Raw genomic sequence first — 26,931 nt, 5'->3', positions numbered from 1 at the left:
AACGACATGGACGCACGTCTCAACTTCCTCTCCGATGCCGCGCCGGTGGGCCTTGCCCCGCTCCACGGCGAGCCCCCGGTCGTCCGGCTGCGCGGCTTCACCCGCCGCTTCGGCGAAAACACGATCATCCACGATCTCAACCTCGACATTGCGCCCGGTGAATTCGTTGCGCTGCTGGGGCGCTCCGGTTCGGGCAAGACCACGCTGCTGCGCACGCTGGCAGGACTGGACGGCACCGACGGGCAGGACGTGACCGTGCCCACCTCGCGCGCCGTGGTGTTTCAGGATGCGCGCCTGCTGCCGTGGAAGAAGGTGTGGCGCAATGTCGCGCTCGGCCTGCGGGGGCCTGACGTGCGCCAGCGCGCCGAAGCCGCGCTGCGCGAAGTGGGCCTGGGCCACCGCATGGACGCCTGGCCGCTGACGCTGTCCGGCGGCGAGGCGCAGCGCGTGGCGCTGGCGCGTGCCCTGGTGCGCGAGCCGAGCCTGCTGCTGCTGGACGAGCCTTTCGCTGCGCTGGACGCGCTGACGCGGATCAGGATGCACGATCTGGTGCTCGACCTGTGGCGTGCGCATCGCCCTGCGGTGCTGATGGTCACGCATGACGTGGACGAGGCGGTGGCGCTGGCCGATCGCATCCTCGTGCTCGACGAAGGGCGCATTGCGGCGCAGGACCGGATCTCCATTCCGCGCGGCGAGCGCGGCGAACTGGCGCGCCCCTATCGCGAAAAGTTCCTCCAGATCCTGGACGGCACCGCCCGGGCGGATGGCGTGATACCCTTTCCGCACGGAATTCCGGCATGAACGCGCTCACCGCTCCGCCGGCGGTGGCGGGTGCCGGGATCGCGCGCCTGCGCGGTTTCGTCACCAGCTTCGCCGAGCTGCTGGCCAGCACCCGCGACGAGCGCGAAATCCTCGAAAGCGGCTCCAAGCTGCTGTCGCGGCTCGTCTCCCAGGATGACTGGCTGCCGGTCGAATACGCGCAGCCCGATCCGGATCGTTACCGGCAATACCTGCTCCATTGCGACAGCCGCGAGCGCTTCAGCGTCGTGTCGTTCGTGTGGGGGCCGGGGCAGGGCACGCCGATCCACGATCACCGCACCTGGGGCCTGGTCGGCGTGCTGCGCGGCAGCGAACTGTCCGAACGCTTCGAGCGCCAGCCCGATGGCAGCCTCCGCGCGGCCGGGCCGGCCGAGGTGCTGCATGAAGGCGAAGTCGAGGCGGTCAGCCCGCGCATCGGCGACATCCACCGCGTTTCCAATGCCGAATCCCGGCATCCCTCGATTTCCATTCACGTCTACGGCGCGAACATCGGCGCGGTCGAACGCGCGACGTATGCCCTTGATGGCAAGGCCAAGCGCTTCGTCTCCGGCTACGCCAACACCGCCGTGCCCAACCTCTGGGACCGATCGACCCGCTCATGACCACGACCGCTCACGATATTCGCAAGGCTCTGCTCGCGCGCGAGGAAATCGCGCTGATCGACGTGCGCGAGGAGGCAGATTTCGCGCGAGGCCACCCGTTGTTTGCCGCGCAGATCCCGGCGCGCCGGATCGAGGCCGAGGCGCGCTGGCGCATTCCGCGCAGCGACGCCCGCGTGGTCGTCTACGATGCCGGCGAGGGCTTGGCCGAGCCGGCTGCCGCGCAATTGCGTGCGCTGGGGTTCAGCCACAACGATGTGCTCGAGGGCGGGCTGGACGGCTGGCGCGCTGCGGGTTTCGAACTGTTCGAGGACGTCAACAGCTACTCCAAGGCGTTCGGCGAACTGGTCGAGCATCGTCGCCACACGCCGTCGCTGCCCGCGCCCGACGTGCAGGCGCTGATCGACGAAAAGGCTGACATCGCCATTCTCGATGCGCGCCGGTTCGACGAATACGCCACGATGAGCATTCCCGGCGGGGTGAGCACGCCCGGCGCCGAGCTGGTGCTGCGCGCGCGGGCGGTGGCCCCCGATCCCGACACCACGATCATCGTCAACTGCGCCGGCCGCACGCGCAGCATCATCGGCACGCAGTCGCTGATCAACGCGGGGCTGCCCAACCGCATCTATGCGCTGCGCAACGGCACGATCGGCTGGACGCTGGCGGGGCAGGGGCTGGAGACCGGCCAGCAGCGCCGCGCGCCGCGTCCCGACGGCGAGTTCGTTGACGAAGCGCGCGAGAAGGCGCGCGACGTTGCCTATCGCGCGGGCGTCCGCCGCATCACGCTGGATGAGCTGGCCCATCTTCAAGCCGACGCGGCGCGCACGCTCTACCGATACGACGTGCGGCTGCCGGAAGACTTCGCCGCAGGCCACCTGCCGGGCTTCCGCAATGCCCAGGGCGGGCAGCTGGTACAGGAAACCGATCATTTCGCCCCGGTGCGCGGCGCACGCATCGTGCTGGCCGACGATCTGGGGCCGCGCGCGGACATGACTGCCTCGTGGCTTGCCCAGCTCGGCTGGGAGGTCGCGGTGGTTGAATGGCCGCAGGGCCCCGCGCTCGAAACCGGCAGCGACGGCGCCCCGGCGCCGCGTGGTCCCGAGGGCCGCTACAAGCGCCCCTACGAGGGCACCGACAACGCCGCCGCCGCGATGCAGGCCTACCTCGATTGGGAATTCGGCCTCGTCGAGCAGCTCCGCCGCGACGGCACCCACGGCTTCTTCGTCATCTGAACACACGCGATCCAGAAAGGGTCATCGCCATGCCCGTCAAGTTCATCGGATACATCGGCTTCAACAACAGTTCCGAAATCCACGCGGGTGCGCGCAGCCGCATCCTCGACCGCGACTATGTCGACGCGGCGGCCCGGGCGCAGGAAAAGGGCGGCTTCGACCGCGTGCTGATCCCGTTCGGCTCGAACACCCCGGAAAGCCAGATCGTCGCAGCCCACGCCGCCGCGATCACCGAGACGCTCGGCTTCCTCGTCGCGCACCGGCCCGGCTTCACGCAGCCCACGCTGGCGGCGCGCCAGCTTGCCACGCTGGACCAGCTTTCGGGCGGGCGCATCGCGGTCCACATCATCACCGGCGGGGCGGACGAGGAAATGGCGCGCGACGGCGATGTGGGGCCGGACAAGGCCCAGCGCTACGCCCGCACCGACGAATACCTCGACATCGTGAAGCAGGAATGGACCGCCGCGCGCCCGTTCGACCACAAGGGCCGCTTCTACGAAGTGCGCCAGGGCTTCAGCGCGGTGAAGCCGGACAACCTTCCGGTGTTCTTCGGCGGCTCCTCGCCCGAAGCGATCGACGTCGCCGGGCGTCACGCGGACGTCTACGCGCTGTGGGGCGAAACGCTGGAGCAGGTGGGGGACTCGCTGCGCCAGGTGCGCCAGTCGGCGGCGCGCTATGGCCGTTCGCCCGGCTTCTCGCTCTCGCTGCGCCCGGTGATCGCGGATACCGAGGAAGCGGCGTGGAAGAAGGCCGGCGAGATCGAGGATCAGGTGCGCGCCGCGCGTGAAGCGGCGGGCCTGCCCACCAGCGGCCACCGCCCGCCGAACGCCGGTTCGCTCCGCCTGCTGGAAACCGCTGCCACCAATCGCCGCGATGGCCGGCTCTGGACCGGCGTTGCCGCGCTGACCGGCGCGCAGGGCAACAGCACCGGCCTGGTCGGCACGCCCGAGCAGGTCGCCGACGCGATGCTCGAATACTATGACATCGGCATCGATCACTTCCTCATTCGTGGTTTCGATCCGCTCGCCGATTCAATCGCTTATGGTGAACACCTGATCCCGCTGGTGAAGGCCAGGGTCGCCGAGCGCGACGGCCGTCCGGTCGCACTCGCAAGCTGAAAGGAACCCCGCACATGGCCACTGTTCTTGAACGCCCGCGCGTCTCTGACGAAATCCGCCCCGACGGCATCAGCGAAGCCGAATGGCAGGTTCGTGTCGATCTTGCCGCCTTTTACCGGATCGCGGCGATCCACGATTACGACGACTTCCTCTACACGCACATCTCGGCGCGCGTGCCGGGGCCGGACCATCACTTCCTGATCAACCCGTTCGGGCTGACCTTCGACGAGATCACCGCGTCGAGCCTGGTCAAGGTGGACCTCGACGGCAACGTGATCGGGGAAAGCGCCTATGGCATCAACTATGCCGGATACGTGATCCATTCGGCGATCCACGCCGTGCGCGAGGATGCCCACTGGATCGCGCATTTCCATACCCGCGACGGCATGGGCGCCTCGGCCCATGCCGAAGGATTGCTGCCGGTTTCGCAGCGCGCGCTCTACATCATCCCGCGACTGGCCTATCACGACTATGAAGGCGTCGCGCTCAACCTCGACGAACGCGAGCGGCTTCAGGCCGACCTTGGCGACCGCAAGCTGATGCTGCTGCGCAACCACGGCACGCTCGCGCTCGGCAGCACCCCGGGCGAGGCATGGAGCGGCATCTACCAGCTGGAAGAAGCCTGCTCGGCGCAAGTCGCCGCACTGGCGGGTGGGCGCGACCACGTGCTGATCGCCCCGCAGGAGGCGCAGGACGAAGCGCTGCGCCAGCTGGAGCAGCGCCCGCGCGCTGCCGTCGCCAGCGAAGGCCGCAAGCCGCACGACCAGCTCGCCTGGGAAGCGGTGCTGCGCAAGGTGGCCCGCACGCTTCCGGGCTTCGACAGCTGATCCAAAGACGGCGAGGCGGTCCCTCACTCCTCCCGCCCGACGTCCCGGCCGGCCCTGCGCAGTAACGCGCATGGGCCGGTCTTGGCGTTTCGGTCCGTTCCCGCAGACAACCGGCAAGGCGATCCTGCCCGATGACTTCCGCTTCCTCCTCACCGCGCAAATCCCGCTTCGGCTTTCATATCGCGCTCGGCATGGTGGCCGGGCTGGCGCTGGGCCTCGTCGCCCGCGCGCTTGGTCCGGCGGGGGCCGACCAGCCAAATGGGCTGGCGGTCACGCTCGCGTTGGTCGGGTCCAGCTTCGTCCAGTTGCTCAAGGCGCTGGTGCCGCCGCTGGTGCTGACCGCAATCATCGCCTCCATCGGGCGGCTGCGGGCGCTCAACAACGCTGCGCGGCTGGCGGGGCAGACGGTGCTGTGGTTCGCCATCACGGCGCTGATCGCGGTGTCCATCGGCATCGCGCTGGGGCTGGTCTTCCAGCCCGGCGTCGGCACCGCCGTGCCCGCGAGCGCCGCCGCGCCGCCGCATAGCGTGGGCAGCTGGCTCGATTTCCTGAAAGGGCTGATCCCGTCCAACTTCCTCGCGCTGGCCGCCAGCACAGAGCTGGACGGCGACGCGGCCAAGACTTCGCTCAGCTTCAACGTCCTGCAACTCGTGGTCATCGGGCTGGCGCTCGGCTTCGCTGCACTGCGCAGCGGCGAGGCGGGAGAGGCGTTCCTGAAGGGGGCCGACACGCTGCTGGCGGTGATCCGCAAGCTGCTGGCCTGGGTGGTCAAGCTGGCGCCGATCGGCACCGCAGGGCTGATCGGCAACGCGGTGGTGAAGTATGGCTGGGACACGCTGTTCGGTATCGGCCGTTTCGCGCTGGCGCTCTACCTTGGCCTCGGGCTCGTGCTTTTCGTCGTCTACCCGCTGCTGCTGAAGGCGCATGGCCTCAGGCCGTCGCGTTATTTCCGCAAGGCCTGGCCCGCGATCGAACTGGCCTTCGTCTCCCGCTCGTCGGTGGCGGCGCTGCCCGTCACCGAAGCGGTGGTGACCGACCGGCTGGGCGTGCCCGCCGCCTATGCCGCGTTCGCTGTGCCGGTGGGCGCGACAACCAAGATGGACGGCTGCGCGGCGGTCTATCCGGCGCTGTCCGCGATTTTCGTGGCGCAGTTCTACCATATCCCGCTGGGCGGGATCGACTATCTGCTGATCGCGCTCGTCTCGGTACTTGGTTCGGCGGCGACCGCGGGCGTGACAGGCGCGACGGTGATGCTCACGCTCACGCTGTCCACGCTCGGCCTGCCGCTCGAAGGCGTGGGGCTGCTGCTGGCCATCGATCCGATCCTCGACATGGGACGCACGGCGGTCAACGTGGCGGGGCAGGCGCTGGTGCCGGTGATCGTGGCCCGGCGCGAGGGGATACTGGACCTTGCCGCCTACGATTCCGCCGATGCGGGAGAACCCGTGGCCGCTTGAGCATTACTCGAACTGCTATCAGCCATCCGCGATGGCTGGCGGGCCGGCGCGATGCCACTTTCCCCTGACGACATTCAGGAGGGTATCATGTCCAAACGCCAGCTGCGGCTCGGTTTCATCCTTCACGGCGTTGGCCCCGGCTGGGACGACTGGCGCCATCCCGACGCGCAGGTCGATGCCAGCACCAGCCTTGCCTTCTACAAGCGGCAGGCGCTCGTGGCGGAGCGGGGCAAGTTCGACTACCTGTTCGTGGCCGACAGCGTCTCGATCAATGCGCGGTCCAGCCCGCACTACCTCAACCGTTTCGAGCCGCTGACCATCCTGTCCGCGCTGGCGGCGGTGACCGACCATATCGGTCTCGTCGGCACGGCCACCGTGGCCTACACCGAGCCGTACAACCTTGCCCGCCAGTTCGCCTCGCTCGACCATCTCAGCGGGGGGCGTGCCGGCTGGAACGTGGTGACGAGCTGGCTGGAAGGCAGCGCGGCCAATTTCGGCAAGGAAGAGCATCTCGCGCACGACGTCCGCTATCGCCTTGCCGAGGAATATCTCGATGTGGCGAAGGGGTTGTGGGACAGCTGGGAGGACGACGCGCTGGTCCGCGACAAGGACAGCGGCCAGTTCCTCGATGCCGACAAGCTGCACGAGCTGAACCACAAGGGCGAGTTCCTCTCGGTCAAGGGGCCGCTCAACATCTCGCGCAGCGCGCAAGGGCAGCCTGTGATCTTCCAGGCGGGTTCATCCGAGGATGGCCGCAACTTCGCCGCGAAACACGCCGAGGCGATCTTCACCCATCAGGACGATCTGGCCGAAGGGCAGGCGTTCTATGCCGACCTCAAGGCCCGCGTGAAGGGCTTTGGCCGCGATCCGGAAAAGGTCTTCATCGTTCCCGGCGCGCGGCCGGTGATCGGCTCGACCGAGGAGGAGGCCGAGGCGAAGTATCACGAACTGGCATCGCTGGTGAATCTGGAGAACGCATTGCGCTCGCTGGGCCGCAGCTTCAACGACCACAACTTCAGCGTCTACGATCCCGACGCCCCGTTCCCGCGTGACGTCGCTGCCGAAGGGCTCAAGTCGAACCAGAGCCAGTCGGCGCGTGTGCTGGCGCTGGCCGACGACGGGCTGACGCTGCGCGAGATCGCGCTGCGCCATGCGACGCCGCGCGGCAACTTCGTGGGCACGCCCGAACAGATCGCGGACCGCTTCCAGCTCTGGCTCGAACAGCGCGGTTCGGACGGGTTCAACCTGTTCGAGAGCCTGCCCGGCCAGCTTGAAGTCTTCGTCGATCACGTCGTGCCGATCCTCCAGCAGCGGGGGATCTACAAGACGGACTATCCGGGCACGACCTTCCGCGAGACGCTCGGCCTGGACGTTCCGGTCAACCGCAACACCGCCGCGCGCCTCCAGCGCGACGCGGCTTGAGGCGAGGAGCAGGTTCCATGGCCACCACAGCAATCGACACGGCAACCGCCGGCCTCGACATCAGGCCGCTCCAGCCCACCATCGGCGCCGAAGTTTCGGGCATCGACATCTCGAAGCCGATCACCGACGCCCAGCGCGAGGCGATCCGCGCTGCCGTGCTGAAATACAAGGTGATCTTCTTCCGCGACCAGCCGCTCACCAACGAGCAGCACGCAGCCTTCGCCGGGCAGTTCGGCCCGCTCTATACCCACCCCACGACCAAGCATCAGAGCAACCTCACGCCGGTTCATTCGATCGCGGCGGTGGACGACCGCGAATATGGCGAACGCTTCAAGGCGGTGCTGGATTCGGGCGATGCCTATCACACCGACACCAGCTGGCGGCTTGTTCCGACCTGGGGCGCGGTGCTGCGCGACATCACCCTGCCGGAAGTGGGCGGAGACACGGTGTGGGTCGATGCGAACCTGGCCTACGACGCGCTGTCCGACGATCTGAAGGCGCGGCTGGAAGGGCTGCACGTCACGCATAATTTCCTGGGAGCGCTGAAGGCGGTGGGCCGCGAATATCCCATCGTGGCGCATCCGATCGTGCGCACGCACCGGGAAACCGGACAGAAGATCCTGTGGGTCAATTTCTCGCAGCAGCCGCAGATCCTGGGGCTCGAACTGGCCGAGAGCAAGGCGCTGCTCGATGAGATCCTGCGCCAGTACAAGCGGCCCGAATTGCAGGTGCGGTTCAGCTGGCGCAAGAACTCGGTGGCGTTCTGGGACAACCGCGCGGCGGTGCATTACGCGGTGCGCAACTACGGCAATTTCCCGCGCGAACTCCACCGCATCTTGATCGAGGACGAGCCCCTGTGGGCCGATCTCTGAGATGTTGTCCCGACGTCACGCCATCCTGACGTCCGGCGCCTTCCTCGTCCTTGCCGCGTGCGGTCGGGGCGGGGGAGGGGCCGATACCTTGCGCGTGGGCAGCCAGAAGGGCGGCACCAAGGCGCTGATGCTCGCGGCCCGAGCGCTCGACGGCGCGCCCTACAAGGTCGAATGGTCCGATTTCCCCGCCGCGCAGAACCTGCTCGAAGCGCTGGGCAGCGATGCGGTCGACGTGGGGCTGGTCGGCGACGCGCCGTTCCAGTTCGCCTACCAGAGCGGCAGCCCGGCGCGCGCAGTCGCAGCCACCCAGTCGGAGGCGCGAGAGGCTGGGGCGCTGGCCCTGGTCGTGAGCGGCAATTCCCCGGTGCACTCGATCCGCGATCTGGTGGGCAAGCGCGTGGCGACGACGCGCGGCAGTATCGGGCACTATCTCGTGCTGCGCGCGCTTGCTGCCGCCGGCCTGCCGCCCGACGCGGTCCGGCTCACCTTCCTCAATCCCAGCGATTCCCGTGCCGCGTTGCAGACAGGGGCCATCGATGGCTGGTCGACCTGGGCGCCCTACACCGCGGTGGCCATGGCGGAGGGCGCGCGGATCGTGGTGGACGGCCGCGACTTCTCGCCAGGCATTGGCTTCGATGTCGCCAGCGAGAGCGCGATTGCCGGCAAGCGCGCGATCCTGGCGGACTTCCTCCAGCGCGAGGCGAAGGCGCTCGAATGGGCCAATGCCCATGTCGATGACTATGCCCGCATCCTCTCGGGCGAAACCGGCCTGCCGCTTCCGATTGCGCAGGTGACTGTCCGGCAGAACCGTCGGCGCCGCGCCGCCATCGACGCCGGCCTGATCGCCCGGCAGCAGGTGATCCTGGATACGTTCCGCAACGCCGGCGAATTCACGACGCGGCGACCGATAACGGACGCCTTCGCGCCGATCTGATCGGGTGGGCTGCGCTTATTCGCAAGTCTCATCGGCGGTGAGCCAAACTCATTGGCTCGGTCCGAGGCTGCCCGGTAGGGCGCAACAAACTCAACCAATAGGATAGAGATTATGGTTCGCGGGGGCTTTCGTATCACTCTTCTGGCCAGCGTTGCCGCGCTGGGGCTGGCGCCGTTCGGTGCGGCGCACGCTGCCGAAGACGCGCCTGCTGGTGCCGTTCCGGCCGCAGAAGGCAGCGATGACAGCGGCGCTTCGGCGATCATCGTCACCGGCATTCGCGGCGGGCCGCAGCGCACCGTGGCGGAAAGCCCGGCACCGATCGACGTGGTGAGCGGCGAGAAGCTGAAGGGCACCGGCGCGGCCGAATTCGGCGAGGCGCTGACGAAGCTGCTTCCGTCGATGAATTTCGCCTCTACCCACGCCGGCGTGTTCTCGGTCGTCCGTCCCGTCAGCAACCGCGGCCTCAGCCCCGCTTATACGCTGGTGCTGGTCAACGGAAAGCGCCGCCACAACAGCGCGTTCATGACCAATACCCCGCAGGATTCGAGCGGCGTCAACGCGGTCGACCTCGACCTTATCCCCAACAGCGCCATCGGCCGGATCGAAGTGCTGAAGGATTCGGCAGCCGCGCAATATGGCACCGATGCCATCGCCGGGGTGGTCAACATCCAGCTTGACCGCCGCGAGGGCTTCGACGGCAGCTTCCAGTACGGCGAGCAGTACCTGGGCAGCGGCGACCGCGAGAGCTGGAAGGCGCAGCTTTCCTACGGCGTGAAGATCGGCGACGGCTTCGTCCGTTTCAGCGGCGATTATCGCAAGCGCGGCGGCAACTGGTGGAACCTGCTGGCCACCGACACCAACCTCTATGGCAAGCCCTCCGGGCGCACGGTCGAACAGGTCGCCGCGACGAGCGGCCTGACCACCGAGCAGGTCCAGGCGAACATCAGCGCCGCCAATGCCCGCAACGCGACGTGGAATCTCGACGGCGCGCACAACGGCGATCCCGAGGTCAAGGCGTGGAACGGTGCGTGGAACGCGGAACTGCCGTTCAACGATGCCTGGACGTTCTACACCTTCGGCACCTTCGGCCACCGCGACGTGCAGATCGGCAACAACTTCCGCCGCCCCAACGGCAACGCCAACTTCACCGCACTTTTCCCGGATGGCTATTATCCGCTGAACAACATCTCGGAAAGCGACGTGCAGGTCGTGGCCGGGGTGAAGGGCGATCTGGCGGGCTGGAAGATCGACGCATCGAGCAGCTTCGGGCGCAACAGCAGCCGCCAGTTCTCGAAGCTCTCGATCCGCCCCGCGCTGGGACCGACCAGCCCGACGTCCTGGGACAATCTCGCGAACTTCCGCTTCACCGAATGGACGCACAACCTTGACGTGACGCGGGAGGTCGATCTTGGCCTTGCCCGTCCGGTGCAGGTCTCGTTCGGCGCTGAATACCGGCTCGATCGGTTCCAGACCTTCGCCGGGCAGGAACTGGCGTGGAAGACCGCGAACTACATCTTCCAGCCGGGCGACCAGCAGTATGACTGGAACGTCGGCACGCTGGCCTCGTCGGTGGTGCAGGCCGCCATCGTGCTCTCGCCGGCGGACCAGGCGGACGCGAAGCGCCGCGTCTATGCCGGCTACGTCGATCTCGGGATCTACCCGCTCGACAATTGGTACATCGGCGCCGCCGTGCGGGCCGAGCACTACAGCGATGGCTCGGGCAGCCCGGTGGGCCTGAAGCTCAATTCCCGCTTCGAGTTCAGCAAGGCGTTCGCGCTGCGCGGCACCGTCGGGACCGGCTTCCGTGCGCCGTCGCTGACTCAGGCTGCCTATGCGCAGACCGATGGCCGCACCGCGCTGGTGCTCAACCCGACGACCGGCCTGACCGAAGCGCAGCCGACCGTGGCCAAGCTGGTCACGCCGGATTCGCTGGTGGGCAAGCTCCTCGGCGCGCAGCACCTGAAGGCGGAAAAGAGCTGGAATGCGGGGCTGGGCTTCGTGTTCACGCCGAACCGCGCGATCAACGTCACGGTCGACGGCTACTACATCAACATCAAGAACCGCATCGAGCGCAGCGGCCGCCTCTTTGGCAGCGGCATCACCGCCATTCTCAACGCGAATGGCCTGAACGGCATCCAGCAGGTGGAATACTTCTTCAACGCGGCCGATACCACCACCACGGGCGTCGACGTGGTGGCCGACTGGAATCACGGGCTGGACGCCTTCGGCCAGATCAACCTGAGCGCCGCGTTCAACTACAACCACACCAAGATCGACCGCGAACCGACTGTTCCGTCGCAGCTGTTCGCGGCCAACGGTGCTTCGCTGCTCGGCGCGGGTTCTGCCTTCTTCGGCGGGGACCGGTTGGGTGAACTGACCGTGATCAATCCCGATACGAAGCTCGCGCTTTCGGCCAACTGGACCAAGGGCATCTTCGGGCTGGCGGTCACCACCACGCGCTATGGCAAGTATACCCAGCGCACCGCCGCCGGGGACGACCGCGATTTCGGCGCGAAGTGGATCACCGACGCCAGCATCAGCGCGGCGGTCACGCCTTTCGCCACGGTGCAGGTGGGCGCGACCAACGTGTTCAACGTGCGGCCGGAAACCAATGGCCCGGGCAGCCCGCAGACCGGGCAGGGCTATTACGGCCCTTCGCCCTTCAATCCCAATGGTGGATACTATTATGGTCGTCTCTCGGTTAGTTTCTGATCGTCGCAGCTTCCTCGCAGGGACCATCGCCAGCCTCGGGATTCTCCCGGGGCTGGCAGCCTGCGCCGGGGGCAAGACGAATGGCGTCGTGCTGGGCGACCAGGTTCATCTGCTCCAGGCCAAGCTGGAGGCGGCGGGGGCGCTGGAAGGCGCCGGCTATCCCATTTCGTGGGGCAATTTCCCCGGCGCCGCGCCGCTGCTGGAAGCCCTGAACGCGGGTGCGGTGGATACCGCTCCCGCCGGCGATCTTCCGGTGGTGCTTGCCGCCGCCGCAGGATGCCGGCTGAAGATCGCGGCCGTGACCCGCAGCGCGCCCGAAAGCATGGCGATCATCGTGCCGGGCGGTTCGCCGATCCGTACGGTCGCCGATCTTGCGGGCAAATCGGTGATCGTGTCGAGCGCGCGGGGCAGCATCTCGCACTATCTGCTGCTGGAAGCGCTGCGCGAAGCGGGCGTGCCGGCTTCGGCGGTGAAAATCGGCTTCATGCTGCCGAACGACGCCGCATCCGCCTTCGCTTCGGGGCAGATCGAGGCGTGGGCGATCTTCGGCATCTATCAGGCCAAGGCGGAAGCTGCCGGCGCGCGCATCCTGCGCGACGGTCGCGGCATCGGCCCGGGTTATACGCTGATCGCGGTGTCGGAGGCCGCGCTGTCCGATCCGAAGAAGAAGGCCACCATCGCCGATGTCCTCGCGCGGGCGCAGCGGGCGAATGCCTGGTGCCGTGCCCATCCCGAACCTTATGCGCAGATTTATGCCCGGCAGACCGGGGTGGATATCAGTCTGGCCCGCAAGATGGTCGCGCGCGAGCAGCCCGCACTGACTGCGCCGGACGACGCTTTCGCCAACGACCTCCAAAGGGCGGCAGACCGGTTTCTCGATTACGGCGTTCTCCCCCGGCGGGTGAAAGTGTTCGATCTGCTCGCGCCCGATCTGGTGAAGGGCTAGCGTTTCGGCGGCGTCCGGCTGCCCCTTCCGGGACGGGGCCGCGCAACAAGAGCCTTGGCAGCCCGGCGCAGCAGAGGCATGGGCGATGCATGACGTCCCTCGTTTCCGCCCCTCAACGCACCTTGACCGAGCGCCAGCTCGAACGGCGCCGGCGCATTCTTGCTGCCGCTCAGTCGCTGGTGGCGCGCGAGGGGTACGATGCGGTGACGATGCGTGCGATCGCCGGGGCCAGCGGCACCGCCGAAAAGACGCTCTACAACATCTTCGGGACGAAGGACCGGCTCGTGGCGCTGGCGGCCAACGCGCGAAGCGAGATGGTCTTCGAGACGGCCTCCGATACGGTCGTGGTGCCGGGGTGGGAGCGTTTGCGGGCATTCTGCCGCGAGGCGACGACGGCTACGCTGGATGAGCCTCTGCTGTCGCGCGCGATGGCCCTCCTGCTGCTCGACCACGCCGAACTTGTCGGTTTGCAGCAGCTTTACGCCGAACGGGTCGGCGCGGACGTTGCGGCGATGATCGCGGGCGGCCTGCTGGGGGACAAGGTGCCGCCCGGCGATGTCGTGCGCGCGATTCGACTCGGCGTGGTGTCCAGCGTGGTGTTCTGGGCCAAGGGCGAAGTGGCCGATGCCGAGTTCGAGGCATGGCTGGTGCGGCAATGCCTACAAGCTTTGCTGCCTCATGCGACAGAGGCTGGGATGCGCCATTTTGTCGCGGAATTCAGCCAGTTTCCTCTGCGTCCGCAGACCGCGCAGGCGGTGTTGACCGAGTTCCCGTCCAACCTGTGACTTTTTACAGCAAGCTGTAATTATCTTTGACCGGCGCCGCCGGTGGTGGTTCAGCTCGGCCCGAACCGCGGAAGACACCGCGGACGCGGGACAGGATCGCATCTCAGGCACTTTCGGCAGGATCGCTCCTGCCGCGCGTGACTGCCCCGCACCACACAGGATCAGGGGTAGCTCAGCAATGAACACCAAGCGCAATTTCAAGATCGTTCTGGCCGCGGCGATGGCCGGCGGTTCGCTCCTGCCGCAGTTCTCGGCAGTCGCCTTCGCGCAGGAAGGTGCACAGGAAGCCCCGCAGGAAGGCGGTCTTGAATCGATCGTCGTCACCGCCCGCCGCAAGGTTGAAAACCTTCAGGACGTTCCCGTCGCGGTCACTGCGATCAGCGCGGAACAGATCCAGAAGTACGACATGACCAGCCTGGAGAAGATCTCCACGCAGACCCCGCAGTTCACCATCGGCCGCGCCTCGAACGGCTCGGGCGCGCAGCTCACCCTGCGCGGCATCGGCTCGTCGTCGAGCTCGATCGGCATCGAACAGTCGGTCGCGGTGATCCTCGATGGCGTCTACTACGGCCAGGGCCGCGTCATCAACGAAGGCTTCCTCGACCTCCAGAGCGTCGAAATGCTCAAGGGTCCGCAGGCGCTGTTCTTCGGCAAGAACGCCACCGCCGGCGTGATCTCGCTCAAGTCGGCCGAGCCGACCCGGACGCCCGAGTTCATGGCGCGCCTCGGCTATGAAGTGAAGGCCAAGGGTCTGGTCGGCGAAGCGATGGCTTCGGGGCCGCTGTCCGACACGCTCGGCATCCGCATCGCGGTGCGCGGCTCGAAGATGTTCGGCGGCTATTTCGCCAACCGCGGCATCGACAAGACCTATTCGACCTACGATGCCGCCACCGGCACCACCACCAGCCACTTCGCTCCGGCCCATCAGGGTGACAATCCGGGCGAGCGCGAGTTCCTCGGCCGTGTCACGCTGCAGTACAAGCCCGACGACAAGCTGACGATGACGCTGAAGGCGAACTCGTCGGTCAGCGACAACGACAACAACAGCTGGAACTACGTGCCCTATGCCTGCGGCAACGCGGATGGCACCTTCGGCATCAACCCGGCGGTGAAGTGCAGCCACGACTTCGCCATCTACCAGAACAACTTCCCGGCTGACCTTGCCGGCACCAACCCCTATTCGCGCAAGGATGGCGGTCTCTACAATCGCTACCGCAGCTGGGCCGTCACCGGCACGGTCGACTATGACCTTGGCGCGGTCGCGCTGACCTGGGTCAACAACTACAACAAGAACGTCAACCAGTGGGCCTGCGACTGCACCATGGTCTCGGCGCCCGATCCGCTGGCCGCGCCTTCGACCGAGCACTCGGTGTGGCACGCCGTCTCGTCGGAACTGCGCGCGCAGACCAAGGTCGACGGCCCGGTCAACCTGATGACCGGCGTCCTCTACCAGAAGACCAAGCGTGACCACCGCCAGACCGGCTCGTTCGGCGGCGTTTCGGACAGCAGCGCACCGGCCGCCTACGAATACCTCGGCTACTACAAGCACTCGGAAACCGATGGCGAAACGATCTCGGCCTATGGCCAGGTCAACTGGAAGCTGATCGAAGGCCTCGAAGCCGCCGCGGGCGTGCGCTACACGCACGAAACCAAGGACAGCTACCTGACGCAGCCCTATGTCAACGTGCTGCTCCAGGGTCTCTTCCCGCAGGGCAAGCCGATCTCGGCCAACCAGAAGTGGGACAACTGGTCGCCAGAAGCCACGCTGACCTGGAAGCCAGCCCGCGACGTGACCGTCTATGGCGCCTACAAGACCGCCTACAAGTCGGGCGGCTTCTCGAACTCGGGCTTCGTCAGCGCGGGTACCGTCACCAGCGACGTTGCCTTCAACCCGGAAACGGCCGGCGGCTTTGAATTCGGCATCAAGTCGGAGGTGTTCGATCACCAGCTGCGCCTCAACGCCGCGGTCTACAGCTACCTCTACAAGAACCTGCAGGTGGACTTCTTCAACGCCGCCACCTTCGCGTTCATCACCACGAACGCCGGCCGCGCCCGCACCAAGGGTGTCGAGCTGGAGTTCGAATTCGCGCCGCGCGCCGTGGCCGGGTTCAACCTCCATGGCTCGGTGAACTACAACCGCGCCCGTTACGCCGATTACGTCGCGCCGTGCTACGGCGGCCAGACGGTGGCCCAGGGCTGCGGCGCTGGTGGTCTGTCGTTCCAGGGCGCCCCGGCGCAGGACCTGAGCGGCACGCCGACCGCAGTCGCTCCGAACTGGACCGGCGCGCTGGGCGTTTCCTACGAAGCACCGGTGTCGGAAGGCCTGAAAGCCGGCCTTTCGATCGACAGCCGCTACTCGGGTTCGTACCTTGCCTCGTCGTTCGGCAAGCCCAACTCGGTGCAGGAAAAGTTCGTCGCGCTCGACGCTTCGGTCCGCCTCAAGACCGAGGATGACCGTTACGAGTTCGCGGTGATCGGCAAGAACCTGACCAACCGCTTCATCGTGGGCGGCGCAATCGACGCGCCGAACAGCCCGGCGGACACGCTCGGCTTCGTGAACCTGCCGCGCACGGTCCAGTTCCAGGTCACCGCGCGCTTCTGATCCGTTCCTCCCTCGCCCCCGGTGGACTCTGTCCATCGGGGGGCTTTTTTGTTTCAGAACGGGACTTTGCAGCATGAACCTTGAAGGACAGGTCGCCCTCGTCACGGGTGCCGCTTCCGCCGCCGGCCTCGGTTTCGCCACTGCGCGCAAGCTTGCGCGGCTGGGCGCGAAGGTCTGGCTTACCGATCTTTCGGAAACCGCCGCCGCCGAGCGTGCGGCTGAACTGGTCGCCGAAGGTCTCTCCGCCCGTGCACTGCGGCAGGACGTGACCAGCGCCGAAGGCTGGGCCGAAGTGCTCGCCACCATCACCGCTGAAACCGGTGCGCCCGACATTCTCGTCAACAACGCCGGTATCGCCGTGCTCCGCTGGACGCAGGATCTCGAACCCGCAGAGTGGCAGCGCCAGATCGACGTCAACCTGACCAGCGTCTACCTCGGCTGCCGTGCCGTGCTTCCCGCGATGCGCGCGAAGGGGCAGGGCTCGATCGTCAACATCTCGTCGGTGGCGGGCCTTGTCGGCATCCCCGGCGCTTCGGCCTATGCGGCCAGCAAGGGCGGCGTGCGTCTCTATTCCAAGTCGCTGGCGATGGAATGCGCGCGCGACGGTATCCGGGTGAACTCCGTGCACCCCGGCGTGATCTGGACCGATATGCAGCAGGTCGCGATCAAGGATAATCCCGATCAGTTCGACGCGATCAATGCTTCGATCCCGATGGGCCGCATGGGCGAGCCCGACGACATCGCCGAAATGGTCGCTTTCCTCGCCTCGCCGGCGTCGAAGTATGTCACCGGCGGCGAATTCGCGGTCGATGGCGGGCTGACCGCTCAATAAGATCCAGGTGCCGGCCCTGCGCGGTGGTGGACAGCCGCGCAGGGCCGTTTATTCCTCGGCGGAAACGGTGCTAAGCGCGCCGCATCCAGCCGGGAGTCCCATCGCATGAAGACACGTGCCGCCGTCGCTTTCGCCCCTAAGCAGCCGCTTGAGATCGTCGAAGTCGATCTCGAAGGCCCGAAGGCCGGCGAAGTGCTGGTCGAGATCATGGCCACCGGCATCTGCCACACCGATGCCTACACGCTCGACGGGTTCGACAGCGAAGGCATCTTCCCCTCGATCCTCGGCCATGAAGGCGCAGGGATCGTGCGCGAAGTCGGTCCCGGCGTCACCAGCGTGAAGCCCGGCGATCACGTCATCCCGCTCTACACCCCCGAATGCCGCCAGTGCAAAAGCTGCCTTTCGGGCAAGACCAACCTGTGCACCGCGATCCGCGCCACGCAGGGCCAGGGCCTGATGCCCGATGGCACCAGCCGCTTTTCCTACAAGGGCCAGACCATCTTTCACTACATGGGCTGCTCCACGTTCTCGAACTTCACCGTGCTGCCGGAAATCGCGGTGGCCAAGATCCGCGAGGACGCGCCGTTCAAGACCAGCTGCTATATCGGCTGCGGCGTGACCACGGGCGTGGGCGCGGTCATCAACACCGCGAAGGTCCAGGTGGGTGACAACGTGGTCGTGTTCGGTCTCGGCGGCATCGGGCTGAACGTGATCCAGGGAGCGCGGCTCGCCGGCGCGAACAGGATCGTGGGCGTGGACATCAACCCGGACCGCGAGGAATGGGGCCGCAAGTTCGGCATGACCGATTTCCTCAATTCCAAGGGCATGAGCCGCGAGGAAGTGGTCGCCGCAGTGGTCGCGCTGACCGACGGCGGGGCAGACTATACCTTCGACGCCACCGGCAATACCGAAGTGATGCGCACCGCGCTGGAAGCCTGCCACCGCGGTTGGGGCACCTCGATCATCATCGGCGTGGCAGAGGCGGGCAAGGAAATCAGCACCCGCCCGTTCCAGCTGGTGACGGGGCGCAACTGGCGCGGCACCGCGTTCGGCGGGGCCAAGGGCCGCACCGACGTGCCCAAGATCGTCGACATGTACATGGCCGGCAAGATCGAGATCGACCCGATGATCACCCACGTCATGGGCCTTGAAGACATCAACAAGGCCTTCGACCTGATGCACGCGGGCAAGTCGATCCGCTCGGTCGTGGTGTTCTGATCCCCATGGAGCAGGTCAGCGCCAACCGAAGCCACGGCGGCACGCAATCGGTCCACAGGCACCAGTCTGCCGCAACGGGCACGCCGATGACCTTCTCGGTCTTCGTGCCCGATCATGCGCCGGGCACGAAGCTGCCGGTGCTGTGGTATCTTTCGGGGCTGACCTGCACCCACGCCAACGTCACCGAAAAGGGCGAATACCGCGCCGCCTGCGCCGAACACGGCGTGATCTTCGTCGCGCCCGACACAAGCCCGCGCGGCGATGACCTGCCCGACGACGAGGCCTACGATTTCGGCAAGGGTGCGGGTTTCTACGTCGATGCCGTGCAGGCACCGTGGGCGGCGAACTACCGGATGCGCAGCTATGTCGAGCAGGAACTGCCCGACCTGATCGCCGCGCATTTCCCCGCGGACATGGCGCGGCAGGGCATCACCGGCCATTCGATGGGCGGCCACGGCGCGCTCACCGTGGCCTTGCGCAATCCGGACCGCTTCCGCTCGGTCAGCGCGTTTTCGCCGATTGTCAGCCCGCTGAATTGTCCGTGGGGCGAGAAGGCACTCGGCGGATATCTTGGCCCGGACAAGACCACGTGGCGCGCCTACGATGCCTGCGCGCTGATCGAGGACGGCGCGCGCGTGCCCGACCTGCTGGTCGATCAGGGTGAGGCTGACGGCTTCCTTGAAGGCCAGCTCAAGACCCACCTGCTTGCCGCCGCGTGCGAGAAGGCGGGCCAGCCCGCCACGATCCGGATGCAGCCGGGCTACGATCATTCCTATTACTTCATCTCCACCTTCATGGCCGAGCATGTCGGCTGGCACGCGGCGCGGCTGAAGGCCTGACCGCGAGGCTTGGTCGCCGCGCCTTGACCTCTGGCATTCCCGCGCGGGCGGCGTATCATGACGGGGAGAGGAACGTGATGGACCTGGTCGCCGCTATCGTTGCCGCCCACGCGGGCAGGGAAGGGCCGCTGCTGCCGATCCTCCATGATGTGCAGGCGGCGCAGGGTCACGTTTCCGAAGAGGCGATCCGCACCATCGCCCACGGCCTGAATCTCAGCCGTGCCGAAGTTCACGGCGTTGTCAGCTTCTACCACGATTTCCGCACTCAGCCCGATCCGCGCCCGGTGGTGAAGCTCTGCCGTGCCGAAGCTTGCCAGGCGCGCGGCGTCGAAGCGTTGGTTGCAGCGCTGCCGCCGCAGAACCAGGTCCGGATCGAAACCGTCTATTGCCTCGGCCTGTGCAGCGCCGGTCCGGCCGCGCTGGCGGCCGGGCGCCCCCATGCCCGGCTCGATGCCGCGAAGCTCGCCGCACTGGTGGAGGCTGCGACGTGATCACCGTCCGCATCAGCGACGATAGCCTCGCCATCGCGTGCGGCGCGGACGAAGTCGCCGCTGCGTTTGAAGCGGCCGGCTGCACGGTGGAGCGCGTCTCCAGCTGGGGAATGCACTGGCTGGAACCCTTGGCGGACATAGCCGGGCAGGGTTTTGGTCCTCTCGCCCCGGAGGACGTGCCCGCCGTCCTTGCCGGCACCAGCGACAAGGGCATCGGCTGCATCGAGGATCACCCGTTCCTCGCCCGGCAGCAGCGCTTCACGTTCGCCCGCGCGGGCAAGACGCGCCCGCTCGACATGGGCGACTACATCGCGGCCGGCGGCTGGGCCGGGCTGCGCGCCGCCGAGCGCCTGTCCCCGGCCGAGATCATCGCGCGTGTCACCGCATCGGGCCTGCGCGGCCGGGGCGGGGCGGGCTTCCCCACCGGCATCAAGTGGCAGACCGTGGCGAATGCCTTCGGCAACCGAAAATACGTGGTCTGCAACGCCGACGAGGGCGACAGCGGCACTTTCGCCGACCGCATGGTGATGGAGGGCGATCCCTTCATGCTGGTCGAAGGGCTTGCCATCGCCGGGCTGGCCATCGGCGCGCAGAAGGCCTTCGTCTACATTCGCAGCGAATATCCGCACGCCATCGCGAAGATGCACGCCGCCATCGCCGCCAGCGCCGATCTGGTCGCGCCCTTCGAGATCGAAGTGCGCGTAGGCGCGGGCGCCTATGTCTGCGGCGAGGAAACCGCGCTGCTCAACAGCATCGAGGGCAAGCGCGGCGAAGTGCGCGCCAAGCCGCCGCTGCCCGCGATCGAAGGACTGTTCGGCCAGCCCACCGCGGTCAACAACGTGCTGACGCTGGCCGCCGTGCCGTTCATCCTCGCGCAGGGAGCGGAAGCCTACGCCGCCGTGGGCTTCGGCCGCTCGCGCGGGACCATGCCGATCCAGCTTGCCGGCAATGTCCGCCACGGCGGCCTGTTCGAGGCGGGCTTCGGCCTCACGCTGGGCGAACTGGTGGAGGCCATCGGCGGCGGCACCGCATCGGGCCGACCGATCCGCGCGGTGCAGGTCGGCGGTCCGCTCGGTGCCTATCATCCGCCGTCCGATTTCCACGTCCCCATCGACTACGAGAGCTTCGCCGCCGCCGATGGCCTGATCGGCCATGCCGGGCTGACGGTGTTCGACGACAGCGTCGACATGGGCGATATGGCCCGCTTCGCCATGGCCTTCTGCGCGGCGGAAAGCTGCGGCAAATGCACGCCGTGCCGGATCGGCTCCACGCGCGGCGTCGAACTGATCGACCGGCTGCGCGCCGCGCCCACCGCGGGCGATGCGGCTCTGCTCGAAGACTTGTGCGAGACGATGCGCTTCGGCTCGCTCTGCGCATTGGGCGGTTTCACGCCCTATCCCGTTCTTTCCGCGCTGAAACACTGGCCCCAGCATTTTGGCCTCATCCCGGAGACCACGCCATGATCCTCGGTGCCATTCTCGCCGGCGGACGCGCCACCCGTTTCGGCAGCGACAAGGCGCTGGCCGAACTTGCGGGGCAATCGCTGCTGGAACGTGCGGTGGATACGATGTCCGCGCTGTGCGACGCGGTGGTCGTCGTCGGGCGCGAGGAAGCGCCCGCGCCCACGCTGCCCGATTGGCCCCGCGCCGACATGGGACCGCTGGGCGGCATCGCTGCCGCGCTCCACCACGCTGCGGATGCAGGATATGACGCGGTGTTTACCTGTGCGGTGGACAGTGTGGGGATCGGCGAGGGGACGCTGGCCGAACTGGGCGCCGCGCCCGCCTATTGCGCGGACCAGCCGGTGATCGGTCTGTGGCCTGCCTCGGCCTCAGCGGCGCTCGATGCCCTGCTGGAAAGCGAGGGCCGCCATTCGATGCGCGCTTTTGCCGAAGCCATCGGCGCGCGGCCTGTCACGCTGACCGCACCCCCTGCCAACATCAACACGCCCGAAGACCTCGCTGCCGCGGAGCGCCGCGATGGGTTATGAACCGCAAGCCGATCTGGGCACGCCGGCGGCCATCGGCGCGGCCACCGTCACGCTGGCGATAGACGGCCGCTCCATCACCGTGCCGCCCGGCACCAGCGTGATGCGCGCCGCCGCGCTGGCCGGCGGTTCCATCCCCAGGCTATGCGCGACCGACAGCCTCGAAGCTTTCGGTTCGTGCCGGCTCTGCCTGGTCGAGATCGACGGAATGCGGGGCACTCCCGCCAGCTGCACCACGCCCGTTGCCGAAGGCATGGCGGTCCACACCCAGACCCCGCGCCTGCAAACGCTGCGGCGCGGGGTGATGGAGCTCTACATTTCCGATCATCCGCTCGATTGCCTGACGTGCAGCGCGAACGGCGATTGCGAGCTTCAGGAGCAGGCGGCCGCCGTGGGCCTGCGCGATGTGCGCTATGGCTTCGATGGTGCCAGCCACCTCGGCCAGCCGGTGGACGGCTCCAACCCCTACTTCGATTTCGATCCGTCGAAATGCATCGCCTGCTCGCGCTGCGTGCGCGCCTGCGATGAAGTGCAGGGCACACTGGCGCTGACCATCCAGGGCCGGGGCTTTGCCAGCAAGGTATCCGCCGGGCTGGCCTCGGACGATTTCCTCGGATCGGAATGCGTCTCGTGCGGCGCCTGCGTGCAGGCCTGCCCTACCGCGACCTTGCAGGAGAAGTCGGTCAAGGAGATCGGCAAGCCCGAACGCAGCGTCGTCACCACCTGCGCCTATTGCGGCGTCGGCTGCACATTCCGCGCCGAGATGCGCGGCGAACAGCTCGTCCGCATGGTGCCGTGGAAGGACGGCAAGGCGAACCACGGGCACTCCTGCGTCAAGGGCCGCTTCGCCTGGGGTTATGCCCAGCATCAGGACCGCGTGCTTTCGCCGATGATCCGCGAGAGCATCGACCAACCCTGGCGCGAGGTCAGCTGGGAAGAAGCGCTTGCCCACACCGCGGCCGAGCTGAAGCGCATCGCCGCCAGATACGGCCGCATGGCGCTGGGCGGCATCACCTCCAGCCGCTGCACCAACGAGGAGACTTTCCTCGTCCAGAAGCTGGTCCGCGCCGGCTTCCACAACAACAACGTGGATACCTGCGCCCGCGTTTGTCACTCGCCCACCGGCTACGGCCTCAAGACCACTTTCGGCACGAGCGCCGGCACGCAGGATTTCGACAGCGTCGAGCAGGCGGACGTGATCCTCGTGATCGGGGCCAACCCCACCGATGGACACCCGGTCTTCGCCAGCCGCATGAAGCGCCGCCTGCGCCAGGGCGCGAAGCTCATCGTGATCGACCCGCGCCGGATCGACCTTGTGCGCAGCCCGCACAACGCCGCGACCCATCACCTGCCGCTGCGTCCCGGCACCAACGTGGCGGTGCTGACCGCGATGGCCCACGTCATCGTCACCGAAGGGCTGGCGGATCAGGCTTTCATCCGCGAACGCTGCGATGCCGACGAATATGCCCATTGGGCCGATTTCGTCTCGGAGACGCGGCACAGCCCCGAATTTCTCGCGCCCGTCACCGGCGTCGATCCGGCGGAGCTTCGTGCCGCCGCGCGGCTCTATGCCACCGGGGGCAATGGCGCGATTTACTACGGCCTGGGCGTGACCGAGCATTCGCAAGGGTCATCCACCGTCATGGCCATCGCCAACCTTGCGATGGCGACCGGCAACATCGGCCGCCCGGGCGTTGGCGTGAACCCGCTGCGCGGCCAGAACAACGTGCAGGGCGCTTGCGACATGGGCAGCTTCCCGCACGAACTTTCGGGCTATCGCCACGTGTCGGACGCGGGCGTGCGCGCGCTGTTCGAAGGCGAATGGGGCGTGGCGATCGATCCCGAGCCGGGCCTGCGCATCCCCAATATGCTCGATGCCGCCACCGACGGCACGTTCAAGGCGATCTATATCCAGGGCGAGGACATTCTGCAGTCCGACCCCGATACCCGGCACGTCGCCGCCGGGCTGGCCGCGATGGAATGCGTGATCGTCCACGATCTGTTCCTCAACGAGACGGCCAATTACGCCCATGTGTTCCTGCCCGGCTCGACCTTCCTCGAAAAGAACGGCACGTTCACCAATGCCGAGCGCCGCATCCAGCTGGTGCGCAAGGTGATGGAACCACTGAACGGCTACGAGGACTGGCAGGTCACGCAGGAACTCGCCCGCGCCATGGGGCTGGACTGGAACTATGCCCACCCGCGCGAGATCATGGACGAAATCGCGCGGCTGACCCCCACGTTCGCCGGGGTCAGCCATGCGCGGCTGGAGGCCGAAGGCTCGCTGCAATGGCCGGTGAACGATGCCGCGCCCCACGGCACGCCGGTGATGCACATCGATGGCTTCGTCCGCGGCAAGGGCAAGTTCGTCGTCACCGAATACGTGCCGACCGACGAACGCACCGGCCCGCGTTTTCCGCTGCTGCTCACCACCGGGCGCATCCTCAGCCAGTACAACGTCGGCGCGCAGACGCGTCGCACCGCGAATGTCGTCTGGCATGAGGAAGACCGGCTCGAAATCCATCCCGCCGATGCCGAGAACCGGGGTATTTCCTCGGGCGACTGGGTGAAACTCGCCAGTCGTTCGGGCGAGACCACGTTGCGCGCGCTGGTGACGGACCGGGTCGCCCCCGGTGTCGTCTATACCACGTTCCACCATCCCGAAACGCAGGCGAACGTCGTCACCACCGACTATTCCGACTGGGCCACCAACTGCCCGGAATACAAGGTTACCGCGGTGCAGGTCGCCCCTTCCAACGGCCCCAGCGCCTGGCAGCAGGACTATGACGCCCTGTCGCACCGCGCCCGCCGCATCACTCGCGAGCCCGCCGAATGAGCAGCCACACGCCTGAAAAACTGGCCTACATGGCCAACCAGATTGCGCGCAATCTTGCGGAGCAGGCAGACCCGGCTGCCGCCGTCGCCTCGCACATCCGCACGTTCTGGAACCCCGCGATGATCGCCGCGCTGGCCCGGGCGGGCGCAACGGGACTGGAACCCGCCGCCGAGCAGGCGCTGCGCAGTCTTGCCCCCGATGCCGGTTGAAGGCGCCGCCCCCGCGCGCCTGACCGAGCGTTTCGCCGATGGCCGTGCCGCTCCGGTCGAGCGCGCGCTGGTGATCGAGGCGCCGATCGCCATCGAGATCAACGGCATCGGTTATGCGGTGATGATGGGCACACCGGCCGATCTCACCGACTACGCGCTGGGCTTCTGCCTGTCCGAACAACTGATCGCATCCCCGGCCGATTTCCTGTCCGCCGAAGCGCACGCGGTTCCCGCCGGTGGCTGGATGCTCCGCGTCCAATTGGCAGCCGAAGCCGGCGCCCCCTTGCTCGACCGTGCACGCCTGCGCCTTGCCGAAGGAAGCTGCGGCCTCTGCGGCATCGAAAGCCTGGAGCAGGTCCTGCGCCCGCTTCGTTCCGTCCCCGCACGGCTCGACGTTCCGGATGCGGCAGTCTTCCGCGCGGTCGCCGCTCTGCCGGATTATCAGCCGCTCGGCCGCGCTACCCGCGCAGCGCACGCCGCCGCGTTCTGCACGCCCGATGGTGCGATCGTTCTGGTGCGCGAGGATGTCGGTCGCCACAACGCGCTGGACAAGCTGCTCGGCGCGCTGGCGCGGGAAGGGCAGTCCCCCGCGACGGGGTTCATCGTCCTGACCGCGCGGTGCAGCTTCGAACTCGTGCAGAAGGCGGTCATCGCCGGTTGCCCGCTGCTCGTGACGATTTCCGCCGCCTCGACGCTCGCGGTCGAACAGGCAGCTGCGCACGGCCTGCGCCTGCTCAGCCTCGCCCGCGCGGACAGCCTGCTGGAAAGCTAGGACTTTGCCGGTCGAGGACTGTCCAGCAATGCCCTGGAGATGGCCGCCACGTCATCGCCATTGGTGATCCCGGCGGCCTGTGCCTGCAAGGCCCGGTAGTGGCCCAGCACCTCTGCACCGAGGGGACTCACTTGCGCGCCGCTTCCGGGTGCACCTCCGGGCAGGGTCGTCACCAGCGGCGCGGCAAAGCAGCGGTTCATCGTATCAACGAGCAGCCATGCCCTCCGATAGCTCATGCCCAGCGCCCGCGCCGCGGCAGAGATCGAGCCGGTCCGTGCAATCGCGTCGATCAGGTCGGCCTTGCCCGGCCCCATCGCGATCTCGTCGCCGCAGAACAGCTGGATCTTGATCTTGAGCGCGGGCGGAACAGCAGGGGCCATGCCCCTTGTCCTATCCGCCACTCGGCGTTTCGGCCAGCCCGGGCCGGCAGCGTGTTCAGATGCGCCGCAACCGCGTCGGATCGACCCGCGGGGTGTGAACCCGGTGTCGGTCCTCGATCTTCCATGATCCATGCACCGGCACTTCGGCCACCTTGCGCTGCAAAGTCTGCTCCAGCGCCGCGATGTCCAGGTCCGCGTCCAGTTCGATGCCGAATGCCTGACCGTTCGTCCAGCGAACCACGCCGCTTGCGGTGAGCGCACCGGGCAGTACCAGCGTCGCCTGCTCGCCGCGCACTGGCGCCACGCTGCGGCAGGTCGCGCCGATGCCGCGCGACGAAATGTTGCGGATTACCACGTCACGTTCACTCGCGCCCGGCGTGAACAGGGTGGCGCGGATGATGCGGGCAGTGCGCCGCTCGCGCTGGCTCGCGCCGTTTTCCGGCAGCGGTTCGATAAACGACATAACAACCTGATTTTTTGCGACGACCGAGTGAGAACGACATTCTCACGGTCTTCTTCATGCCACCAGCGAGGCGGCACAAGTCATTAAATTTTGGTCAGGCAGGCTCGAATTCGCCAATCCGCACCATCTTCTGGGGAACGCGCCGGACGGCCCGGTGGTTATAATGGCGTACGCCACCTTTCCTCAAGATACCGGAACGCACACGCATGGCCTGGACTTATCGCATCGTGGACCACGGCGAACACTTCGTCCTGCACGAAGTCGATCTTGGCGAGGACGGCGCTGTGCGCGACTGGGTTCGCCGGTCGATCGACTTTGCTTGCGACCGTGACGAAGGTGCCACCGGCATCCTCTCGTCCTTGCAGGTTGCGCTCGCCGAAGCGCGCAACGCCCCGATCATGGCGATTCAGGACGATGGAACGCTCCTGCCGATACTCTGATTTGGGCGTGGTAATAGCTCGGATGGACAGCGCCGGGTCAACGCTCCGTCCTTGACTTGATCTCCCGGATGCTGCCCCATTGGACCGGGAGTATGTCCAGTGGACGAGCGCGAGAAACTCGCTGGGGGGGGCGCATGGT

At 67.2% G+C, this 26,931-nt stretch carries 25 protein-coding genes; 23 read left to right on the top strand and 2 right to left on the bottom strand.

Translation table 11 applies throughout. The features are described from left to right. The first annotated feature begins 6 nt into the window (after positions 1–6). The 22 genes from OLX02_RS12080 to fdhD all read left to right on the top strand — a co-directional run bounded on the left by OLX02_RS12080 (position 7) and on the right by fdhD (position 25,509). Positions 7–801 (top strand): ABC transporter ATP-binding protein, encoded by a 795-nt coding sequence (locus OLX02_RS12080; protein WP_264423150.1) that lies wholly within the window; start codon positions 7–9, stop codon positions 799–801. Then, positions 798–1,421, top strand: a complete 624-nt coding sequence (locus tag OLX02_RS12075) for a cysteine dioxygenase (protein WP_264423149.1) — start codon at positions 798–800, stop codon at positions 1,419–1,421. The genes OLX02_RS12080 and OLX02_RS12075 overlap by 4 nt, the downstream gene beginning before the upstream one ends. Then, positions 1,418–2,650: a rhodanese-like domain-containing protein gene (locus OLX02_RS12070; RefSeq protein ID WP_264423147.1), complete on the top strand. Its 1,233-nt coding sequence runs from the start codon at positions 1,418–1,420 to the stop codon at positions 2,648–2,650. Before OLX02_RS12075 ends, OLX02_RS12070 begins: the two co-directional genes overlap by 4 nt. A gap of 29 nt (positions 2,651–2,679) precedes the next feature. Then, positions 2,680–3,768, top strand: coding sequence for an LLM class flavin-dependent oxidoreductase (locus OLX02_RS12065; RefSeq protein ID WP_264423145.1), 1,089 nt, complete (start codon positions 2,680–2,682; stop codon positions 3,766–3,768). 14 nt (positions 3,769–3,782) lie between these two features. Beyond that, a complete protein-coding gene (locus OLX02_RS12060; protein ID WP_264423144.1) occupies positions 3,783–4,595 on the top strand; it encodes a class II aldolase/adducin family protein in 813 nt (270 codons plus the stop codon). Between the two features lie 131 nt (positions 4,596–4,726). Beyond that, positions 4,727–6,052, top strand: a complete 1,326-nt coding sequence (locus OLX02_RS12055) for a dicarboxylate/amino acid:cation symporter (RefSeq protein WP_264423143.1) — start codon at positions 4,727–4,729, stop codon at positions 6,050–6,052. 87 nt (positions 6,053–6,139) lie between these two features. Continuing rightward, positions 6,140–7,474, top strand: a complete 1,335-nt coding sequence (locus tag OLX02_RS12050) for an LLM class flavin-dependent oxidoreductase (RefSeq protein ID WP_413630223.1) — start codon at positions 6,140–6,142, stop codon at positions 7,472–7,474. A gap of 17 nt (positions 7,475–7,491) precedes the next feature. Beyond that, positions 7,492–8,346 (top strand): TauD/TfdA dioxygenase family protein, encoded by an 855-nt coding sequence (locus tag OLX02_RS12045; protein WP_264423141.1) that lies wholly within the window; start codon positions 7,492–7,494, stop codon positions 8,344–8,346. Between the two features lies 1 nt (position 8,347). Next, on the top strand, positions 8,348–9,280 hold the full coding sequence (locus OLX02_RS12040) for an ABC transporter substrate-binding protein (protein ID WP_264423139.1): 933 nt from the start codon (positions 8,348–8,350) through the stop codon (positions 9,278–9,280). Between the two features lie 111 nt (positions 9,281–9,391). Then, positions 9,392–11,992 carry a TonB-dependent receptor plug domain-containing protein gene (locus OLX02_RS12035; protein WP_264423137.1) on the top strand — a complete coding sequence of 867 codons (2,601 nt, stop codon included), beginning with the start codon at positions 9,392–9,394 and terminating at the stop codon, positions 11,990–11,992. Then, positions 11,967–12,938: an ABC transporter substrate-binding protein gene (locus tag OLX02_RS12030; RefSeq protein ID WP_264423136.1), complete on the top strand. Its 972-nt coding sequence runs from the start codon at positions 11,967–11,969 to the stop codon at positions 12,936–12,938. Before OLX02_RS12035 ends, OLX02_RS12030 begins: the two co-directional genes overlap by 26 nt. Positions 12,939–13,027: 89 nt before the next feature. Then, positions 13,028–13,723 carry a TetR/AcrR family transcriptional regulator gene (locus OLX02_RS12025; RefSeq protein ID WP_264423134.1) on the top strand — a complete coding sequence of 232 codons (696 nt, stop codon included), beginning with the start codon at positions 13,028–13,030 and terminating at the stop codon, positions 13,721–13,723. 178 nt (positions 13,724–13,901) lie between these two features. Then, the gene (locus OLX02_RS12020; RefSeq protein ID WP_264423133.1) at positions 13,902–16,325 is read left to right on the top strand and encodes a TonB-dependent receptor; all 2,424 of its coding nucleotides are present in this window, start codon (positions 13,902–13,904) and stop codon (positions 16,323–16,325) included. Positions 16,326–16,398: 73 nt separating this feature from the next. Next, on the top strand, positions 16,399–17,157 hold the full coding sequence (locus tag OLX02_RS12015) for an SDR family NAD(P)-dependent oxidoreductase (RefSeq protein WP_264423132.1): 759 nt from the start codon (positions 16,399–16,401) through the stop codon (positions 17,155–17,157). A 105-nt stretch (positions 17,158–17,262) separates the two neighbouring features. Then, positions 17,263–18,375: an S-(hydroxymethyl)glutathione dehydrogenase/class III alcohol dehydrogenase gene (locus OLX02_RS12010; RefSeq protein WP_264423130.1), complete on the top strand. Its 1,113-nt coding sequence runs from the start codon at positions 17,263–17,265 to the stop codon at positions 18,373–18,375. Between the two features lie 5 nt (positions 18,376–18,380). Beyond that, a complete protein-coding gene (gene fghA / locus OLX02_RS12005; RefSeq protein WP_413630221.1) occupies positions 18,381–19,214 on the top strand; it encodes an S-formylglutathione hydrolase in 834 nt (277 codons plus the stop codon). A 77-nt stretch (positions 19,215–19,291) separates the two neighbouring features. Then, positions 19,292–19,705, top strand: coding sequence for an NAD(P)H-dependent oxidoreductase subunit E (locus tag OLX02_RS12000; protein ID WP_264423128.1), 414 nt, complete (start codon positions 19,292–19,294; stop codon positions 19,703–19,705). Next, entirely contained in the window at positions 19,702–21,168 is a 1,467-nt protein-coding gene (locus OLX02_RS11995; RefSeq protein WP_264423126.1) for an NADH-ubiquinone oxidoreductase-F iron-sulfur binding region domain-containing protein, read from the top strand. The genes OLX02_RS12000 and OLX02_RS11995 overlap by 4 nt, the downstream gene beginning before the upstream one ends. Beyond that, positions 21,165–21,695, top strand: a complete 531-nt coding sequence (locus OLX02_RS11990) for a molybdenum cofactor guanylyltransferase (RefSeq protein WP_264423124.1) — start codon at positions 21,165–21,167, stop codon at positions 21,693–21,695. The genes OLX02_RS11995 and OLX02_RS11990 overlap by 4 nt, the downstream gene beginning before the upstream one ends. Next, positions 21,685–24,528, top strand: coding sequence for a formate dehydrogenase subunit alpha (gene fdhF, locus OLX02_RS11985; RefSeq protein WP_264423122.1), 2,844 nt, complete (start codon positions 21,685–21,687; stop codon positions 24,526–24,528). Before OLX02_RS11990 ends, fdhF begins: the two co-directional genes overlap by 11 nt. After that, on the top strand, positions 24,525–24,737 hold the full coding sequence (locus OLX02_RS11980) for a formate dehydrogenase subunit delta (RefSeq protein ID WP_264423121.1): 213 nt from the start codon (positions 24,525–24,527) through the stop codon (positions 24,735–24,737). Before fdhF ends, OLX02_RS11980 begins: the two co-directional genes overlap by 4 nt. Next, on the top strand, positions 24,727–25,509 hold the full coding sequence (fdhD, locus tag OLX02_RS11975; protein WP_264423119.1) for a formate dehydrogenase accessory sulfurtransferase FdhD: 783 nt from the start codon (positions 24,727–24,729) through the stop codon (positions 25,507–25,509). Before OLX02_RS11980 ends, fdhD begins: the two co-directional genes overlap by 11 nt. Here the strand turns inward: fdhD and OLX02_RS11970 are convergent. Both OLX02_RS11970 and OLX02_RS11965 read right to left on the bottom strand, forming a co-directional pair. After that, complete coding sequence (locus OLX02_RS11970) at positions 25,506–25,889, bottom strand: winged helix-turn-helix domain-containing protein (protein WP_264423117.1); 384 nt, start codon at positions 25,887–25,889, stop codon at positions 25,506–25,508. The genes fdhD and OLX02_RS11970 overlap by 4 nt on opposite strands. Positions 25,890–25,944: 55 nt before the next feature. Beyond that, positions 25,945–26,352 (bottom strand): PilZ domain-containing protein, encoded by a 408-nt coding sequence (locus tag OLX02_RS11965; RefSeq protein ID WP_264423115.1) that lies wholly within the window; start codon positions 26,350–26,352, stop codon positions 25,945–25,947. Between the two features lie 206 nt (positions 26,353–26,558). On the opposite strand from OLX02_RS11965, the gene OLX02_RS11960 reads away from it, so the two are divergent. Next, complete coding sequence (locus tag OLX02_RS11960; RefSeq protein WP_264423114.1) at positions 26,559–26,792, top strand: hypothetical protein; 234 nt, start codon at positions 26,559–26,561, stop codon at positions 26,790–26,792. Positions 26,793–26,931 lie beyond the last annotated feature (139 nt).

It is taken from the genome of Novosphingobium sp. KCTC 2891, from assembly GCF_025938155.1.
GTDB lineage: Bacteria > Pseudomonadota > Alphaproteobacteria > Sphingomonadales > Sphingomonadaceae > Novosphingobium.
Note: the sequence above shows the minus strand (reverse complement) of the source record. Positions and strands in the feature narration are given on the sequence as shown.